15 protein-coding genes, 1 tRNA gene and 2 pseudogenes are annotated in these 16,951 nt (G+C 69.3%); 8 read left to right on the top strand and 10 right to left on the bottom strand.

Translation table 11 applies throughout. The annotated features are described in order from the left end of the window. Positions 1–92: 92 nt before the first annotated feature. Positions 93–1,355: a serine--tRNA ligase gene (gene serS / locus AWQ70_RS10270; RefSeq protein WP_067173476.1), complete on the top strand. Its 1,263-nt coding sequence runs from the start codon at positions 93–95 to the stop codon at positions 1,353–1,355. Here serS and AWQ70_RS10265 read toward each other — a convergent pair. Beyond that, positions 1,348–2,820, bottom strand: coding sequence for a hypothetical protein (locus AWQ70_RS10265; protein ID WP_067173473.1), 1,473 nt, complete (start codon positions 2,818–2,820; stop codon positions 1,348–1,350). The two genes, serS and AWQ70_RS10265, sit on opposite strands and share 8 nt — an antisense overlap. 67 nt (positions 2,821–2,887) lie before the next feature. Beyond that, complete coding sequence (locus AWQ70_RS10260) at positions 2,888–3,541, bottom strand: TetR/AcrR family transcriptional regulator (protein WP_084516774.1); 654 nt, start codon at positions 3,539–3,541, stop codon at positions 2,888–2,890. A 35-nt stretch (positions 3,542–3,576) separates the two neighbouring features. Between AWQ70_RS10260 and AWQ70_RS10255 the strand changes: the two genes are divergently transcribed. Beyond that, on the top strand, positions 3,577–5,877 hold the full coding sequence (locus AWQ70_RS10255) for an ATP-binding cassette domain-containing protein (protein ID WP_067173471.1): 2,301 nt from the start codon (positions 3,577–3,579) through the stop codon (positions 5,875–5,877). Here AWQ70_RS10255 and AWQ70_RS10250 read toward each other — a convergent pair. Both AWQ70_RS10250 and AWQ70_RS10245 read right to left on the bottom strand, forming a co-directional pair. Further along, on the bottom strand, positions 5,874–6,416 hold the full coding sequence (locus tag AWQ70_RS10250; protein WP_157529984.1) for a hypothetical protein: 543 nt from the start codon (positions 6,414–6,416) through the stop codon (positions 5,874–5,876). The genes AWQ70_RS10255 and AWQ70_RS10250 overlap by 4 nt on opposite strands. A 166-nt stretch (positions 6,417–6,582) precedes the next feature. Further along, the gene (locus AWQ70_RS10245; protein ID WP_061255882.1) at positions 6,583–6,786 is read right to left on the bottom strand and encodes a cold-shock protein; all 204 of its coding nucleotides are present in this window, start codon (positions 6,784–6,786) and stop codon (positions 6,583–6,585) included. Positions 6,787–7,025: 239 nt separating this feature from the next. Between AWQ70_RS10245 and AWQ70_RS10240 the strand changes: the two genes are divergently transcribed. Next, positions 7,026–7,826, top strand: coding sequence for an HAD family hydrolase (locus AWQ70_RS10240; protein ID WP_067173463.1), 801 nt, complete (start codon positions 7,026–7,028; stop codon positions 7,824–7,826). A 21-nt stretch (positions 7,827–7,847) separates the two neighbouring features. Here the strand turns inward: AWQ70_RS10240 and AWQ70_RS10235 are convergent, their stop codons facing one another. Together AWQ70_RS10235 and AWQ70_RS10230 are read right to left on the bottom strand one after the other, a co-directional pair. Beyond that, a complete protein-coding gene (locus tag AWQ70_RS10235; protein ID WP_067173460.1) occupies positions 7,848–8,369 on the bottom strand; it encodes a bacterial proteasome activator family protein in 522 nt (173 codons plus the stop codon). 62 nt (positions 8,370–8,431) lie between these two features. Next, positions 8,432–9,385, bottom strand: a complete 954-nt coding sequence (locus AWQ70_RS10230) for an NAD(P)H-quinone oxidoreductase (protein WP_067173457.1) — start codon at positions 9,383–9,385, stop codon at positions 8,432–8,434. 113 nt (positions 9,386–9,498) lie between these two features. On the opposite strand from AWQ70_RS10230, the gene AWQ70_RS37500 reads away from it, so the two are divergent. From AWQ70_RS37500 to AWQ70_RS40460, 4 genes are all read left to right on the top strand, one after another. Continuing rightward, positions 9,499–11,814, top strand: coding sequence for a MinD/ParA family ATP-binding protein (locus AWQ70_RS37500; RefSeq protein ID WP_245646890.1), 2,316 nt, complete (start codon positions 9,499–9,501; stop codon positions 11,812–11,814). 104 nt (positions 11,815–11,918) lie between these two features. Next, positions 11,919–12,006, top strand: a tRNA-Ser gene (locus tag AWQ70_RS10220). A 652-nt stretch (positions 12,007–12,658) separates the two neighbouring features. After that, a complete protein-coding gene (locus AWQ70_RS10215; RefSeq protein ID WP_067173455.1) occupies positions 12,659–13,450 on the top strand; it encodes an IS630 family transposase in 792 nt (263 codons plus the stop codon). Beyond that, positions 13,447–13,746, top strand: a complete 300-nt coding sequence (locus AWQ70_RS40460) for a transposase (protein WP_245646889.1) — start codon at positions 13,447–13,449, stop codon at positions 13,744–13,746. The genes AWQ70_RS10215 and AWQ70_RS40460 overlap by 4 nt, the downstream gene beginning before the upstream one ends. 10 nt (positions 13,747–13,756) lie before the next feature. Here AWQ70_RS40460 and AWQ70_RS37495 read toward each other — a convergent pair. Further along, positions 13,757–13,938, bottom strand: a pseudogene (locus AWQ70_RS37495) (transposase); the annotation flags it as partial. A gap of 77 nt (positions 13,939–14,015) precedes the next feature. Here AWQ70_RS37495 and AWQ70_RS40455 point away from each other — a divergent pair. Further along, positions 14,016–14,522, top strand: a complete 507-nt coding sequence (locus AWQ70_RS40455; protein WP_218004484.1) for a hypothetical protein — start codon at positions 14,016–14,018, stop codon at positions 14,520–14,522. 367 nt (positions 14,523–14,889) lie between these two features. On the opposite strand, the pseudogene AWQ70_RS10205 reads toward AWQ70_RS40455, so the two are convergent. The 3 genes and pseudogenes from AWQ70_RS10205 to AWQ70_RS10195 all read right to left on the bottom strand — a co-directional run. Next, positions 14,890–15,138, bottom strand: a pseudogene (locus AWQ70_RS10205) (GNAT family N-acetyltransferase); the annotation flags it as partial. Positions 15,139–15,181: 43 nt separating this feature from the next. Then, complete coding sequence (locus tag AWQ70_RS10200) at positions 15,182–15,961, bottom strand: alpha/beta fold hydrolase (RefSeq protein WP_067173452.1); 780 nt, start codon at positions 15,959–15,961, stop codon at positions 15,182–15,184. A 736-nt stretch (positions 15,962–16,697) separates the two neighbouring features. Further along, positions 16,698–16,951, bottom strand: a 254-nt coding sequence (locus AWQ70_RS10195; RefSeq protein WP_174552377.1) for a transposase, incomplete at its 5' end; no start/stop codon positions are given.

Genomic DNA, 16,951 nt, shown 5'->3' with positions numbered 1-16,951 from the left:
CCGTCCCGGCCGGGCGGTCACCCGGTCACGCGCCGCGCCGAGCCGGACAATCGGGGCGCGCGCGGTAGCCGTACCTCGGTAGCCTTTGTTTCGTGATTGACCTGCGTACCCTTCGTGAGGACCCGGACCGGCTCCGGGCGTCGCAGCGCGCCCGCGGTGAGGACGACTCGGTCGTCGACACGCTGCTCTCCCTTGACGAGCGCCGTCGAAGTGCGCTTTCGACCTTCGAGTCGCTTCGCGCGGAGCAGAAGTCCATCGGCAAGTCGGTGTCCAAGGCCTCCGGGGACGAGCGCCAGGCGCTGCTCGACCGCGCCAAGGACCTCGCCGCGCAGGTGAAGGCCGCCGAGGCCGACGCCGAGCAGGCGGCCGCCGAGCTCGACGCGGTGATCGAGGGCGTGCCCAACCTCGTGGACGAGGACGCCCCGGTCGGCGGCGAGGACGACTACGTCGTGCTGGAGGAGATCGGCGAGAAGCCCTCGTTCGACTTCACCCCGCGCGACCATCTGGAGCTGGGCGAGATGCTCGGCGCCATCGACATGGAGCGCGGAGCCAAGGTCTCCGGTGCCCGGTTCTTCTTCCTGAAGGGCGTGGGCGCGCGGCTGCAGCTCGGCCTGCTCAACATGGCGATGCAGCAGGCGATCGAGTCCGGTTTCACCCCGATGATCACTCCGGTGCTGGTCAGGCCCGAGTCGATGCAGGGCACCGGCTTCCACGTCGCCCACGACAAGGAGATCTACCGCCTGCCCGAGGACGACCTCTACCTGGTCGGCACCTCCGAGGTGCCGCTGGCCGCGTACCACGGCGACGAGATCCTCGACTCCGGCTCGCTGCCCCTCCGGTACGCGGGCTGGTCGTCGTGCTTCCGCCGCGAGGCCGGCTCGTACGGCAAGGACACCCGGGGCATCATCCGCGTCCACCAGTTCGACAAGGTCGAGATGTTCTCCTACTGCCGGCCGGAGGAGGCGCGCGAGGAGCACCGGCGCCTGCTCGCCTGGGAGCAGGAGATGCTGGCCAAGGTCGAGCTGCCCTACCGCGTGATCGACACGGCGGCCGGCGACCTCGGCATGTCGGCCGCGCGGAAGTTCGACTGCGAGGCGTGGATCCCGAGCCAGGGCCGTTACCGCGAGGTCACCTCGACGTCGAACTGCACCGACTTCCAGGCGCGGCGGCTGCGTGTGCGGTACCGCGACCAGGACGGCCGGCCGCAGCACGTCGCGACCCTGAACGGCACGCTGGCGACCACCCGCTGGATCGTCGCGATCCTGGAGACCCACCAGCAGGCGGACGGCTCGGTCGTGGTTCCCAAGGCGCTGCGCCCGTTCGTCGGGCTCGACGTCCTGGAGCCGGTCAAGTAGCCGTCCGGCTTCCTCGGAAGGCCCCGCCATCCGGCGGGGCCTTCCCTTTTCCGGCGTGGTTCCGGAACACCATCCTCGCGATCACCAAGGCGACCGGCAGGGTGCCGAGGATCACCGCCAGCACGACGGCCGTGCCGTACTCGTCGGGCCGGCCGGTGGTCCAGCCCAGGAACGGCAGGAAGATCCCGGCGTAGGTGAGCAGGGCCACGAGGAGGCTCCGCCCTCCCATCCGTTCCGTGTGCTCCTGGTGGACGCCCCACACGGCCAGCGTCCCCACGACGCCGGCCAGGGCCAGCGGGATGCCCGCGAACCGGACCGCCATGCCGAAGAGCCCCAGGAGCGGGCCGGCGGCGAAGGCGAGCAGCCCGACCCACAGGAGCAGGCCCATGAGCGGGAAGAGCACGGGGGCTCGATCCCGGAAGCCGTCCCGGGCGAGTCCGACGAGCAGGACGGCGACCGCGACCAGGATCGCCGTCCACTGCTCGCCGCCGACCAGCGCCCCGGGGTCGGTCAGGGGCGTCGCCGCCCGCGCCGAGAGGCCCCCGTCCGAGGCGAAGCCCAGCCGCCGCCAGTGCCCGGACGCGTCGCGTACGGCCACGCCGTCCGGGCCGTTGGCGACGACCACGACGTGCGCGGCCGAGCCGTCCGGCGCGGCCTGTACGGCGAGCGCGCGGGACGCCGCCGGGCCGCTCTCCAGCGACTCCGAGGCGGCCTCCCGGTATCCCCGCTCCAGCCAGTGCCGCCGGCCGGGGGAGACGGCCCAGGAGGTGGACCACGTCCTCCCGCCGTCGACGGTCTCCTCGACCTCCAGCCGGCCCGGCACGATCCGGTAGCAGTGCGACCGCTCCCCGGGCGCGCAGGCGCCGTTCTGGGGCGCGTTCGCGGTGGCTCCGTTCCAGCGGTGCCAGGTCGCGCCGCCGTCGGTCGACGCGCTGTTCTGGGCCGCGTAGGCGCGGACGACGATCGCCGCGCCCCGGATCTCCACCGAGACGGCCGACGGCGGCCCGGGAGCCGCTGAGGTCGCGGTCACCGCGAACACGGCCAGGGGGACGACGAGGACGGCGCGCGGGAGCCGTACAGGAGGGCGCCAGGCCGCCCGCCGCTGACAGAGCCAGGCGAGACCGAGGGCGGGAAGCGCGATCAGGTCGGTCGGGTCGGCCACGACCCGCGACGGGACGAGGAGCGACCACAACCACGACGCGGCCTCCGCGCCGGCGGCGGTGACCTTCACCAGGGTGAAGAGCGTGCCGGTGAGCACGATCGCCGCCGGGGCCGGGCAGCGGACGAGCAGCGCGACCAGCGGCGGCGCCACGACCAGCCCGGCGACGTCGCTGAGCTTTCCGGTTACCGGGCCGGGCCACAGGTCCTTGAACACGTGATCGTTGAGGAGGAGCACGGCCGTGGCCACCACGGTGGCCGGATGGCCGAGCCACGCGAGCGCGCGGCCGGTGCTTCGCGTCGTCACACGTGATCGGATGCGCGCCACGCGGGCGGGGTTGTCACGAAGCGGTCCCGGAGTGGGGACGACTCGGTCATCCTTCGCGGCGGGGCGGGTAGCTCAGCTCGAACGCGCGCAGGATCGCGGCGGTGTGCCGGCTGAACTGTCCCTCGGAGAACGAGGAGTCCGGATCGTTGGCCAGTTGCTGGGTGGCGATCCCGGCCAGCAGGATCCCCAGGACCTCGCGCCCGGTGTCGGTGTCGGCGTCCGGGTGCAGCGCCCCGGCGCGTACGGCGCCCGCCACCAGCTCGCCGATCTGCGCGACGGCCTCCAGGGCGACCGCATAGGCGTCCGGCGACGGCACGAATCCGGGGACCGGACGCCAGAACAGGAGCTGGGCGAGCGCGGGATGTTCGACGGCCCAGCGCAGCCCGCCGGTGACGCCCGCGGCCAGCGCGGACAGCCCGGGCTCCCGGCCCGCGGCCCCGTCGCGGATCGCGGAGAGGAACGCGGCCTGGCCGTTCATGAACAGCGCGTCGTAGATCGCGTGGCGGGACGGGAAGTACTTGTACAGGGACGGCGGCTGGATCCCCATGTGCCGGGCGATGGCGGAGATGCTGAGGCCGCCCGCCCCCTCGGCCTCCATCAGCTCCACGGCGATCCGGAGGATCTCCGCCTTCGTCTCGGCGTGCCGTCGAGCGCGCCGTGTGCCGCCCGCGCCGGCCGCCGTCTCTTCCCTGAGCTCCATGCCGAGAATTTTAGTATGAGTGATAGCTTTGGCTAATGGTATTAGCTAAAATTTCGGAGACGCCGGCCGGCGACCGGCAGGACATCGTCGTGACCGGGGCGCGCGAGAACAACCTCAAGGACGTCTCGCTGCGGATCCCCAAAGAGCGGCTGACCGTGTTCACCGGCGTGTCCGGGTCCGGCAAGTCCTCGATGGTGTTCGCGACGATCGCCGTGGAGGCGCAGCGCCAACTGAACGAGACGTTCCCGGCGTTCGTCCGCAACCGCTTGCCCGGGCACGAACGGCCGCAGGCCGAAGTCATCGACAATCTTTCGGCCGCCGTCGTCGTCGACCAACGGCCGCCCACCGGCAACTCCCGCTCCACCGTGGGCACGATGACCGAGATCCACCCCATACTGCGGGTGCTGTTCTCCCGGCACGGGACCCCGAGCGCCGGCCCCTCCACGGCGTACTCGTTCAACGACCCGCAGGGCATGTGTCCCGAATGCGATGGACTGGGGCGGATCGTCCGGCTGGACATGAGCCGGTTGCTCGACGAGGAACGGTCCCTCAGGGAGGGCGCGATCCGCTTCCCCTCGTTCGCCGTCGGGACCGCCACCTGGCAGCTCTACGCCGAATCCGGCCTGTTCGACCCGGACAAGCCGCTACGCGACTACACGGAGTCCGAACGGGAACTGCTGCTGCACGGCGGCGGCTTCAGGGTCCAGCGCGCGAGCCGGCGCGGCGTCTACCAGAACGAGTACGAGGGAGTCGTCAGGCGTATCGAGCGGCTCCACCTCAAACGCGAGCCCGGGGCGGGCAAGGGACGCATCGGCGAGGCGTTGCGCGAGATGACCAGCGCCGGGACATGCCCGGCCTGCCGCGGCGCCCGGCTCAACCCGGCCGCGCTCGCCTCCCGCATCGACGGCCGTTCCATCGCCGACCTCTCCGCGATGGAGATCGGCGACCTGATCGCCGTGTTGGAGCGCCTCGACGACCCGGTGGCCGCGCCGGTCGCGGCGGCGGCGCTGGCCGGGCTGCGCCGCATCGAGGCCGTCGGGCTGGGCTATCTCAGCCTGGACCGGGAGACCTCCACGCTGTCGGGCGGCGAGGGACAGCGGCTCAAGACGGTCCGCCACCTCGGCTCCAGCCTCACCGGCATGACCTACATCTTCGACGAGCCCAGCGTCGGCCTGCACCCGCGGGACGTCCACCGGCTGGGCGACCTGCTGCTGGCGCTGCGCGACAAGGGCAACACCGTCCTGGTGGTCGAGCACGACCGCGACATCATCGCCCTCGCCGACCACGTGATCGACATGGGGCCGGGCGCCGGGGCGGACGGCGGCCAGGTCGTCTTCGAGGGACCGCTCGCGGCGCTGCGCGACGCCGACACCGTGACCGCCCGTACGCTGCGGAGGAGGCCGGCGGTGAAGGCCGTGCCACGCACCCCCACCGGAGCCCTCACCGTACGCGCCGCGACGCTGCACAACCTGCGTGACCTGACGGTCGCCGTCCCCACCGGCGTCCTCACCGCCGTCACCGGCGTCGCGGGCTCGGGGAAGAGCACCCTGATGTCCCGGGTCTTCACCGCGCAACATCCGTCCGCGATCGTCATCGACCAGTCGGCCGTCGGGGGCTCCAGCCGATCCACCCCCGCGACCTACGTCGACGTGATGGACACCGTACGAGCGCTGTTCGCCGCGGCCAACCGCGTCGAGGCCGGGCTCTTCAGCTTCAACTCCATCGGGGGCTGCCCGGCCTGCCAGGGGCGCGGCCTCATCGAGACCGACCTCGCCTTCATGGATCCGGTCACGACCGTCTGCGAGGCGTGCGAGGGCCGCCGCTACCGCCCGGAGGTCCTGGGGTACACGCTCGGCGGCCGCGACATCGTCGAGGTGCTGGCCATGACGGCCGACGAGGCGTTCGGCTTCTTCGAGGACGCGTCGGTGTCGCGCGGCCTGGCCACCCTCCGCGAGGTGGGGCTCGGCTACCTCACCCTCGGCCGGCCGCTCGCCACCCTGTCGGGCGGTGAGCGGCAGCGGCTCAAACTCGCCCGGGAGTTGCGGGACACCGGTCAGGTGTACGTCTTCGACGAACCGACCACCGGGCTGCACATGGCCGACGTCGACATGCTGCTCGCACTGCTGGACCGGCTCGTCGACGGCGGAAACACGGTGATCGTGGTCGAGCACGACCTCGATGTGATCAGGCACGCCGACTGGGTGATCGACCTCGGGCCCGGGGCGGGCCGGAACGGCGGCCGGGTGGTCTTCGAAGGCACGCCCGCCGGCCTCGCCGCCGACGGCCGGTCGCACACCGCGGAGTATCTGCGCCGTGACCTGGGACCACGGATCTAACGCACCTTGATCCAGGTCTTGCCGATGAGGTCCTTCCTGGTGATCTCGTCGAGGTAGTCGCGGGTGCTGCCCTTGTAGTCGAGCGTCACGGCCCGCCAGTAGTGGCCCGAACGGAACTTCCCGCGGTAGCTCGGCTTGATCCACACGTTGAACGACATGGTCAGCCGGGTGTGCTTGAGCGACCGGATCACGCAGTACACGGCGTAGTTGCCGACGGAGTTGCGTTTCTGGGCGCCACATTTGGCGCCCTTCGGCTTGGTCACGAACCGGACCTTCGACACGATGCCGCGCGGCAGGTCGGTCTGCAGGACGAGCGCCTCGTCGGTGAACTGGTCGGGGTGGCTGACCTTGTACGTGATGCGGCCGGGCTTGCCCCTCCTGATCGCCGAGGGATAGGTGACCTTCACCTTGGGCAGCCGCCTCTGGACGGCGCTGGAGGCGGCCTGGGCGGGGGCGGACCCGGCCGTGGCATGGGCGGGTGCGGGGGACGCGAGGAACGCCGCCATGAGGCACGTGGCGGCCGCGAGGACTCTGCGCATGATCGCTCTCTGCTGGGGAGTGCCGATTCGCCGGTGCCCTCCCACGATCACAAGAGCGCTTGCTCCCGGCAAGCCCCTTTTGTCCAATCGGTATCGCCTGCCGGGCGCGGAAAACGCGAAGGCGGGATCCGCAGGACGCGGACCCCGCCTTCGACGGTGTCAGAGATCAGAGCGCACGGACGTTGGACGCCTGCGGACCCTTCGGACCAGAGGTCACCTCGAACTCGACCCGCTGGCCGTCCTCGAGGTTGCGGTAGCCGCTGCCAGAGATGGCGGAGAAGTGGACGAAGACGTCCGGCTCCCCACCGTCCGGTGCGATGAAGCCGAAGCCCTTCTCAGCGTTGAACCACTTGACGGTTCCCTGAGCCATTAATGCTCTCCCTAAGGAAGTGAATCTTGGGGCTCACACCTCGTGAACCCCGGTGTGTCGCACAGCTCCCCGGGTGGCTCATACAGTCAAGCTGGCTTTCGCTACGGGAACAGCTAATACAACGCCATCACATCTAACACTATGTCGCCGGTGGGTGTTCCACGTCCGGGGGAAGATTTCCCCCGGCTTCCTCCCCGAGGACGGGCGCGGGTGCAACAGCGGGCAAACTGGAGGCTGTTATGAGCAGCAGCCCCCGCCTCGTCGCCACGGATCTGGACGGCACCGCACTGCGGGCCGACGGGACCGTCTCCGCCCGTACGGCCGCCGCTTTCGCCCTCGTGGAGGAGTCCGGCGGCACGCTGGTCTTCGTCACCGGACGGCCGCCCCGCTGGATGCACAGCGTGGCGGGAGCCGTACGGCATCGAGGGTTGTCGATCTGCGCGAACGGCGCGCTCGTCTACGACCTGCACACCGAGCGGATCGTCGAGGCGCGGATGATCGAGCCCGACGTCGTCGGCGAGTCCGTCCGCCGCCTGCGCGAGCACCTGCCGGAGCTGGTCTTCGCCGTCGAGTACGAGGGCGGCTACGCGCACGAGTCCGACTTCGCCGTGGACGGCGACGACCCGCGGACCGCGCTGCGGGTGGCCACGCACCGGCTCAGCTCGCGGCCGTGCGCCAAACTGCTCGCCCGGCACCCGACGATGGACCCGGACGAGCTCTACCGGCTGTCCGTCTCGCTCGTGGGCGACCTGGTGACCCCGACGCACTCCAGCGGCCGGGCGCTGATCGAGATGAGCGCGCACGGCGTCACCAAGGCGTCCGCCCTCTCCGTGCTGGCCGCCGAGCTCGGCATCGAGGCGGAGGAGGTCGTGGCGTTCGGCGACATGCCGAACGACCTGCCCATGCTCGCCTGGGCCGGGACGTCCTACGCGGTGGCCAACGCCCACCCCACAGTGCTGGCCGCCGTCGATCATGTGACGGCGGCCAACGACGACGACGGGGTCGCCCGCGTTCTGGAAGACCTTTACCGCGGCGGGTGAGCACCCGCCGCGGCCCGCGGGCTACAGGTAGGGCCCGGACGCGCGGTGGTGCTGCTGGTCGTCCTGCCCCTGGGACATGCCGCCCGGCAGGGCGCGGCGCATCTGCTCAAGCTGCGCGCGGGCCGCCATCTGCTGGGCGAACAACGTGGTCTGGATGCCGTGGAAAAGCCCCTCAAGCCATCCGACGAGCTGCGCGTGCGCCACCCGGAGCTCCGCGTCCGACGGCGGCGCGCCGTTGTCGTCCGTGAAGGGCAGCGACAACCGTTCGAGCTCTTCCACGAGCTCGGGCGCGAGACCGTCCTCCAGCTCCTTGATGGAGCTCTCGTGGATCTCCTTGAGGCGCTTGCGGCTCGCCTCGTCCAGGGGAGCGGCGCGCACCTCTTCAAGGAGCTGACGGATCATGCTGCCGATGCGCATGACCTTCGCCGGCTGCTCCACGAGGTCGGCCACCGAGCGCTCCTCGCGCTCGCCGTTCTCCCCGGAAACGGACAAGCCGTCGGGCCCCACGACCACGATCTGCGGCGTGCTCTCATCTGCGTTCATCGGCCGCTCATCACTCCTCGTTCGCGTCGGGCTCGGTCGGTACTCATGCGTTCAAACCTAACTCACCGGACCAGGAGGATTTTGCCGATGTGCTCCCCCGAGTCCAGCAGGCGGTGCGCCTCGGCCGCGTCCCGCATCGGCACCTTCGCGTGGACCACCGGCCGGATCGCGCCCGCGCCGATCAGAGGCCACACATCACGCACGACTCCCGCGCAGATCGCGCCCTTCTCGTCCACCGGCCGGGCGCGCAGCCCCGCCGCCGAGACCGACGCGCGCTTGGCGAGCAGCTTCCCGAGGTCCAGCTCGCCGACCCGGCCGCCCTGCATCCCGATCACCACGAGGCGGCCGCCGACCGCCAGGGCGTCCACGTTCTTCTTCAGGTACGCGGCGCCGATGATGTCGAGGATCACGTCGGCCTTCTTGGACGAGAAGTCCTCCTCGTGGTAGTTCAGCGCCTCGTCGGCGCCGAGCTCCAGGCACCGCCGTACCTTCTCCGCCGATCCGGCTGTCGCGATCACACGGGAGCCGAACGCCTTGGCGAGCTGTACGGCCATCGTGCCGATGCCGCTCGTGCCGCCGTGGACCAGCAGGGTCTCGCCCCTGCGCAGGCGGGCGGTCATGAACACGTTCGACCAGACGGTGCAGACGACCTCGGGCAACCCCGCGGCCTCCACCGCCGAAACCCCCTCGGGGAGGGGCATGACCTGCTGCCAGGGGACCGCCACGCGCTCGGCGTACCCGCCGCCGGCCAGCAGCGCGCAGACCTGGTCGCCCGGCCGGAAGCCCTCGACGTCCGCGCCGACCGCGACCACCGTGCCGGCGCACTCCAGGCCCGGGATCTCCGACGCGCCTTTCGGCGGCGGGTAGAATCCCTGGCGCTGCAGGACGTCCGCCCGGTTGACCGCGGAAGCGGCCACGTCGATGAGCACCTCGCCCCGCGACGGCTCCGGATCGGGCACTTCCTGCCAGTCCAAAACCTCGGGCCCGCCCGGTTCCCTAATTACGATCGCGCGCATGGGACCAAACTAGCGGGGCCCCGAACTCGGCGGTTGCCCGCATTCGCTGCATAAGAGGGCGCTAATCTGCAATGTGTTTGCTGCCCCTTTAGCCCATCCCGAGGGGGAACACGGTGGCAAGACACGATCGTGAGGATCCCCACTCTCTCGAGGATCAGCTCGCCTGGCTAGACGCGATCAAGGAGATGCCCGACGAGGTGGACATCGCGGTCAGCGCGGTGACCTCGGCCTCCCTGGCCCCCTCTTCGGCGGGCGCCCCGGCCGGCTCTCCCGCGACTGAGCCCGAGGTGCCTTCGCCGTACCCTCAGGACCCGTGGCGTTCGGTGCCGACCGAGCCCGCCGCCCAGGCGCTGCTGCGCACCGCGGCCGATCCCGCGTACGGCGCGACCGTGGCCGTCGCCTCGTCTTCCTCCGCCTCTCCCTCTTCGCCCTCTTCGCCCTCCTCGACCCCCTCGCCCTCCTCGACCGCTGAGCCGGACGCCGAGGGGCCCGTGTCACACGGCTTTCCGGGCACGCCGCCCCCCGGCCTCGGGCGAGGTCCGCTGTTCCAGGACTCCCCCGTCGACACCGACTCCTTCAACGTCGGCGTCCTCGGCGAGGCCACCGCGTACAAGGAGCACCACACGCAGCCGGTCCGGTTCTCCACCGGAGAGCACCGGCTGGACGACCTCCGAACCGAGGAGGACCACCCCCTCGGCGGCCCGACCCAGACGTGGCCGGAGGCGCCCAAGACGGAGGAGACCCTTCGCGGGTGGCTGGAGCCGGCGGTCCCCGTCGAGACGGACGGATCCTCCGGTTCCCGGTCTTCCGACGACCGCGCCTCCGGCTCCGGCGCTTCCGCCGCCGCGACGTCCGGCTCTGGGACCGGCGGCTCCTCGTCCACGGACGCTCCGGCGCCGGGGCTCGGATCGGGCTTTCCCAGCGCGGGGTTCCCCGGCCCATCGGACCCCCTGAGCTCCGACGGCGGGCCCCTCTTCTCCGGCGGCCTGATCGGCGCGGCGACCGAGCGTTTCGCCGGCACGTTCCCCGACGAGACGTCGCCCAAGGAGCAGGGGGATCAGCCGTTCGGCGGTTCGCTGCGCGAGGATCTCGCCTCCACCGCGTCGTTCACCGCCTATACGCGCGAGGAGCCCACCGCTGACACGCCGTCCGGGCCGTTCGCGGGCTCCCTACGCGAGGACCTGGCGCCCGGACAGAGCTTCGTCGGTTCCCACCGGGAGGAGGCCGGCGCCCAGCCGCTCGGCGGGCCGCCGCAAGAGCCGTCCTCGGCGGCCACGCCGACCGCGGCCCCGCCGCCCTCCGCCGACACCGCACAACGAGACGAGCCCCGCCCGGCGGACGTCTCCCCGGAGGCCCGGACACCGGAGGAGCCGTACCAGCCTCGGCGCAGGCAGACGGCGCAGGTCACGTCGTTCGACGCTCCCGGGCGTACGAGGGGGGCGAAGGCGGCGGGCAGGCCGAGCGCGGACAGCCTCGACCCGGGCAGCCTGCTCAAGGGCCGCAGGAACGCTCCGTCGCGGGGATGGCGCCGGTTCGTGTACAAGGCGTCCGGCGGCTGGATCAAGCCCGGAGAGGCTCCGGACGAGCGGCGGCGGCGCGAACTGCTCGCCCGCGCCCGCACCCCCGTCGCCACCGGACATCACCGGGTGGCCGTGCTCAGCCTCAAGGGAGGCGTGGGCAAGACGACCACGACCGTCGGTCTCGGGGCGACGCTCGCCCAGATCCGCGGCGACCGGGTGATCGCGGTGGACGCCAACCCCGACCGCGGGACGCTCTCGGACAAGGTCGAGCTGGAGACCTCCGCGACCGTGCGCGACCTCCTCAACGAGCGGGCGCAGATCAAGCGGTACGTCGACATCCGGGCCTTCACCTCACAGGCGCCGTCGCGCCTGGAGATCCTGGCGTCCGATCGGGACCCGTCGGTCTCGGAGGCGTTCAGCGCGGGCGACTACCAGGCGGTGGCGCAGGTGCTGGAGAACTTCTACTCGATCTGCATCACCGACTGCGGCACCGGCCTGCTCCACTCGGCCATGTCGGGAGTCCTCGGCCTGGCCGACCAGCTCGTGCTGGTCAGCTCTCCCTCGGTGGACGGCGCCAGGGCGGCCTCGGCCACCCTCGACTGGCTGGAGGCGCACGACCACGCGGAGCTCGTCCGAGCCGCCACCGTGGTGCTGTGCAGCGTACGGCCGCGCTCGAAGTCGGCCGTCGACCTCGACCGGCTGGAGTCCCACTTCGCGGCCCGCTGCCGCTCCGTCATCCGCGTGCCGTACGACCCGCACCTGGAGGAGGGCGCGGAGATCGACCTGGACCGGCTGCTGGAGCCGACCCGCGAGGCGTACCTGCGGCTCGCCGCCGCCGTCGGCGACGGCTTCGCGGGCCCGCAGGCCGCAGCGGAACGCAGGTTCTCGGAGATCCCCGACCAGATCTGACGTGATGCCTAAAGATCGTCTTTTGTCACGGGCACCCGGAGCGCGGTGAGAGACTATGGTGATGTTCCGGTGCCTTTGCGCGACCCCGCGTCCGGCACCGGCCAGGAGAGCTCGCCTAGTGGACGATGGCGGCGGTCTTGAAAACCGCTAGGGGCTTGACGCTCCTCGTGGGTTCGAATCCCACGCTCTCCGCTCCCACCTCCGAAAACGGCGTCTGACCAGCAGATTTGCTCTGGACAGGCGCCGTTGATCGTTTCTGCCGTGTGGAGCCGGATGCCATCGTGAGCAGCCCCCGGCCGCTGTCCACGTCATATTCACGGCATGATCTTGAGTGCTTCCGCCCAGGTCATGCGTACGAAGGAAGGGGCTCCGCGGTGAGCGGGGCCTTGGGCGTAGAGATGATCAGGGGGCAAGAGCGTCGTCTGTCCGGCCGTCGGTGATCTCGGCGCTGCTGTGGTGGGTATCGCCCCTGAGGAGCAGGGCTGTGGTCAACCTGGCGGCCCGGCCGTCGCGCCGGGTGAGCGGGTTCCACGGGCCCGCGGGTTCCTTTCCTGGGCGTAGGGACGGTTTGGTACTGGTCAGGTCGGCGCGGGCCGGGGTGTGCAGTCGCGCCAGAGCGGTGATGATCTGTGCCGCCCATGGTCCATCGTGTGGCGATGCGTAGGCGGAGGCGTCGGCCACCACGAATCAGTCGTCCGGCGACGGCGAACAGGCGCAGCCGCAGGCGTTTGGGCTCCTAGTGGCCCGTCACCGAATCTTGGACGGGTAATTGATCTCCAGCGGTGAACCCGCCAGGCTGGCTGCTTCCCAGTGTTTGGAGGTGGTCATGGCTCGCTGACCGGAAGTGTTCGTCCGGCCGTTAACCATGGAGGAAGGCCGCAAGCTACAACGGATCACACGGAGCGCGAAGGACCCGGTCAAGCTGCGACGGGCGATCGTGGTGATGATGTCCGGCCAGGGCCAAAGCGTCCCGGACATCACCTCGTTGATGCAGGTCAGCGACGACTACGTGCGCGATGTCATCCACGCCTTCAACGAGAAGGGGCTCGACGCTCTGGACCCAAAATGGAACGGGGGCCGTCCAGCGACGATCAGTAGCCAGGTGCGTGAGCACATCTGCCTGATCGCCAAGACGGTCCCCGCCGAATGGGGTATCACCGGACACTCCACCTGGAGTCTGCGCACCCTGGCCGAGCACCTCATCACCCGCGGGGTGGTGGCGGCGATCAGCCGTGAGCACCTGCGGCGGATCCTCCGCAAAGGCGGGGTCACCTGGCAGACCACCACGACATGGAAGTCCTCCACCGACCCGCACTTCATCGCCAAGATGCAGCGTGTCCTGGACCTCTACGATCACCCGCCCGCCGATGGGCGGGTGATCTGTCTTGATGAGTTCGGGCCGTTGAACCTGATGCCTCGCAAGGGCAAGCGGTGGCGCCCGGCGGGGTCGCCGGCCCGGCTGCTGGCCACCTACAACCGCTACAACGGCGTCATGCACATGATCGCCGCGCGCTCGATTTGGCCACCGGCAGGCTGTAGTACCGGATCCGCAAGCGCAAGCGCAAGCGCTGGCGCGAATACCTGTCCTTCCTTAAGACGCTCCGCGTGCGCTGGCCCGGCGAGAAGCTGTATGTGATCGCCGACAACTACTCGCCGCACAAACATCCCCAGGTCCGCGCCTGGGCTGCTGACAATGATGTTGAGCTGGTGTTCCTGCCGACCTACGGTTCCTGGTTGAACTGGATCGAGTCGGAGTTCGCCGCGCTGCGCTATTACGCGCTGAACGGCACCGACCACCGCAGCCATGACGAGCAGAACGCGGCGATCGGTGCCTACGTCCGCTGGCGCAACGCCCGAGCCCAGCCCAAGACGAACTTCGCCGCCAGCTCACCGATCAGAAGCTGGACCAGTTACCCGGCCAAGGTTGCGTGACAGGCCACTAGCGGCGAGCGGAAGTGCCGTGCAGGGCGAGCATCTGCATCCACGCCAGTAACTCGCAGCCATAGCGACAATGTCCACCCAGATCTGGTTTTGAGTGAGGTCGTGCAGCGGCAGGTTGGCCAGACCGGTGTCCTTCGCGTAGTGGATGCGGTTCTCGCAACGGGCGCGGCGGCGGAATCGTAGCAAATATACGGACAATATACCGGCCTTTGGCAAAATCTCCGTATTGAGAGATTTTCAGCAGGCCACAGAAGGGCAAAATGGTGAAATCGAAAAAGGCCAATCGCCTCGTCTGGAGAAGGAATCTCGCCACGCCTAAGGCGCTAGTCCGAGCGGCGGCGCTTACGGTGATCAGTGTCAGCGCGCTTCTCGTTAATAGCCCTCCCGCGTCTGCGGGTGCGGACTGTTCGTTAGTGGGGTGCTCGACAACGGTCAACGACAGCGCCCACAGCGTGTACGCGTACCGCAACTGGTGCCGGGACAACGACAGCACCGGCGACTCGACGGAGACCTATCCCAGTTGCAAAGTCGACAACGTAGCGCAGACGAGTCGCTACCTGTCCCCGGGCGACAACACGCCGCGCAAGGAGGACTGGGACACCTTCCGGGTCGATGCCGGATGGTGCTACAAGGTGTACTTCAACAGGCTTTGGGCTCCAAGCTTCACTCGCACATACGACCGGAGAGGCAAATCAGCTCTCTACGTCAAGGTGGGTGATGAGGCAATCGCGCACATCCAGGCCCAAAGCAACTCGACATGCCCGTGATAGGAGTGCCACCGGCATACGGCAGGTTCGGGCCACAAGGCCCGACGTAGCTGCCGAAGGACTTCTCCGGACTTAGGTTTGCTTCTGTGGGAGGACGCGGCCTGGTCCGGGTTCTCGTGTGGTGGGCCGCCGAGTTCAACTGCATGATCCGGTCCTGAAACGCGAAGAACGCCCCGCTGTCCCGAGGCGCATTCGAGGGGGCGTCGCAACACGTGATCAGTTACCAGTGCTGTGACCGGAAACGATCACCGGGTTGGGCGGTCGTCAGGCTGCGGATGACAGGGGCCGGCCGCCCCAGCGGATGCCTTTCTCACTCCGGACGCGGGCGCGTTCTCGCCGCTGTGCGGCCAGGATCGTGGCACAGCACCGCGACCACGTCGGTGCCGTAGCCCTTGCCGCGGGCGGACGGCAGCAGCCCCAGCCCGATGTGCGCGGACCGGTGGTGGGTGTCGATGCCCCACAGCGTCGCGGTGCCGACCAGCGTGCCGCCGTCCAGCTCCACCACGGAGAACGGGACGTGCCCTTGCTCATTGTCGTCCACCACGAGCCGCGAGTCCTTCGAGCCGGGCGTGATCGGCCGCCACGGCCGGCTTTCAGCCCGCGAGCCATCGACCATGTCGTACTTGTGAGCAAGCCCCGAGATCGGGTCAGCCAGGCGTCTACCAGCCCGCCGCGGCCAGGGCGGCGGACAACCTCGGGGCGATCACATCCGCCGTGGCCAGACCAGCGATGTGGTCCAAGCCCTCGAACTCGATCACCTCGAACCCGGCCTGACGCAATGCCTCGGAGTGGCCAATGATGCGGCGGGCGATGGCGCTTCCCCCGACGTAGTCGTACATCCGGCATTCCGGTTCGCCATCGACGGTGCCGTACCAGACGATCTTCGGACCTTTCAGAGCCGCCAAGGCCGCGGTGTCGTCACGGGTGGCCCACTCCCGGTAGAGCAGGACACTCATATGAAGCTCGTCCGCTTTATCCCGTAGCCCGGTCTGCAGGAAGGCCGTGCGGGCACCTTCGACACAGCCGAGCCAGTAGTCATTGCCCGTCAGCAGGGGGAACCCGCCGATCATGAGGCCGGCCGCCCGGTCGGTGGCGACGACGAGAAAGCCAGCCAAGGCGGCCATGCCCGAGTAGCCGGCCAGCACGAAGTCGCCCACACCCGCCGCGTCCGCCACGGCGTGCAGGTCGGCGATCTCGACTTCCGTGGGGAACCGGGTCCAGTTCGTCGGCTTCCACGGGTCACCGGATTCGTCTTCGGCTTCCATCAGGCCGACGACCTGTCGGGGCTTGTAGCGGACCACCCGGTATCCGCTCGCCGTCAGCGCGGCACCGACAGCGGAGTGCTCGATGCGCATCCTCGACGGGAAGATGATTGCCGGCCCGTCGCCCGTCGCCTCGTACCACAGCTTGAAACCGTCACTTGTCGCCGTGATCGCCACGATGGTCCTCTCCCTCGAACCGATACCGGAACCACCGTCTCAAATACGCACGCGGATGATCACCAAAACACTCCAGCGCGGTTCAGATCATCTTGGACCAGAAGCGGCCGCGTCGCTCACCGCGTATCGTCGAGACTGGGGATCCAGTAGGTTGGGACCTCGCGTATGCGAGAGAAATAATTGAGTACGCAGAGGCGCATCAGGACCCGGAACTGGTCTTTCCTGGATACGGGGCTGCGAAAGCGCTTGTTCAGGCGGAGATGCATCGGACACAAGCGCCGAAGGTGCAGCCGCGCGTGGCCGACAAAGTTTCAGATGATGATGAAGAAAACGCTATTCACCATATCTTTGGTTCTCTGAGAACGGCCGATCCTGCGGAAAGATGCTAGAGATGTATTCCGCAGCCCGGATGTGACACTCTTTCGTTTCATTCGGGATCGTCAATGGAGCGAACTACCGTACACGCAAGGGCTGGAGATTGAAAGTGGCCGGTATTGGCGAGAGATAAGGCGTCTGCCGCGTGGCTTCCGGTCCTCGGGCCCGGCGGCCTCGTGGTCCGGTCCACTTGGCTTAGCCTCGATCTTTCACGTCTATCCGGTGGCTGGCTGAGCGGTTCGGCTGGAGTTTGAAATCGGGGCCGTGGTCAACCTGGCGGCCCGGCTATCGCGCCGGGTGAGCGGGGTTCCACGGGCCCTCAAGGTGTCCTTCCCTGATCGTCGGGGTGGCTTTGTGCTGGTCAGGTCGGGGCCGGGAGTGCCTGGAGCCGGGTAATGGCTGCGACCAGTTGGCTGGCCCAGGGCCAGGACGCGGCGATGCGCAGGCGCAGGCGCCGACCACCACGGACCAGCCGGGCGGCAACGGCGAACAGGCGCAGCCTCAGGCGTTTGGGCTCATACCGGCGAGCGGAAGTGCCGTGTAGGGCGAGCATCTGCGTCCAGGCGAGGAGTTCACAGGCCAGCGCGACAATCTCCACCCAGATCTGGTTTTGAG

It is taken from the genome of Microtetraspora niveoalba, assembly GCF_001570405.1.
Classification (GTDB): Bacteria; Actinomycetota; Actinomycetes; order Streptosporangiales; family Streptosporangiaceae; genus Microtetraspora; species Microtetraspora niveoalba.
The sequence above is the reverse complement of the archived record's forward strand: the minus strand, read 5'-3'. Positions and strand labels throughout refer to the sequence as shown.

What these genes read in the sequence shown, in the direction of transcription:
- AWQ70_RS10260 (WP_084516774.1), bottom strand. Translation starts at nt 3,541, where the DNA reads ATGGAGCTCAGGGAAGAGACGGCGGCCGGCGCGGGCGGCACACGGCGC.
- AWQ70_RS10255 (WP_067173471.1), top strand. Translation starts at nt 3,577, where the DNA reads ATGGTATTAGCTAAAATTTCGGAGACGCCGGCCGGCGACCGGCAGGAC.
- AWQ70_RS10250 (WP_157529984.1), bottom strand. Translation starts at nt 6,416, where the DNA reads ATGCGCAGAGTCCTCGCGGCCGCCACGTGCCTCATGGCGGCGTTCCTC.
- AWQ70_RS10245 (WP_061255882.1), bottom strand. Translation starts at nt 6,786, where the DNA reads ATGGCTCAGGGAACCGTCAAGTGGTTCAACGCTGAGAAGGGCTTCGGC.
- AWQ70_RS10240 (WP_067173463.1), top strand. Translation starts at nt 7,026, where the DNA reads ATGAGCAGCAGCCCCCGCCTCGTCGCCACGGATCTGGACGGCACCGCA.
- AWQ70_RS10235 (WP_067173460.1), bottom strand. Translation starts at nt 8,369, where the DNA reads ATGAACGCAGATGAGAGCACGCCGCAGATCGTGGTCGTGGGGCCCGAC.
- AWQ70_RS10230 (WP_067173457.1), bottom strand. Translation starts at nt 9,385, where the DNA reads ATGCGCGCGATCGTAATTAGGGAACCGGGCGGGCCCGAGGTTTTGGAC.
- AWQ70_RS40455 (WP_218004484.1), top strand. Translation starts at nt 14,016, where the DNA reads ATGGTGAAATCGAAAAAGGCCAATCGCCTCGTCTGGAGAAGGAATCTC.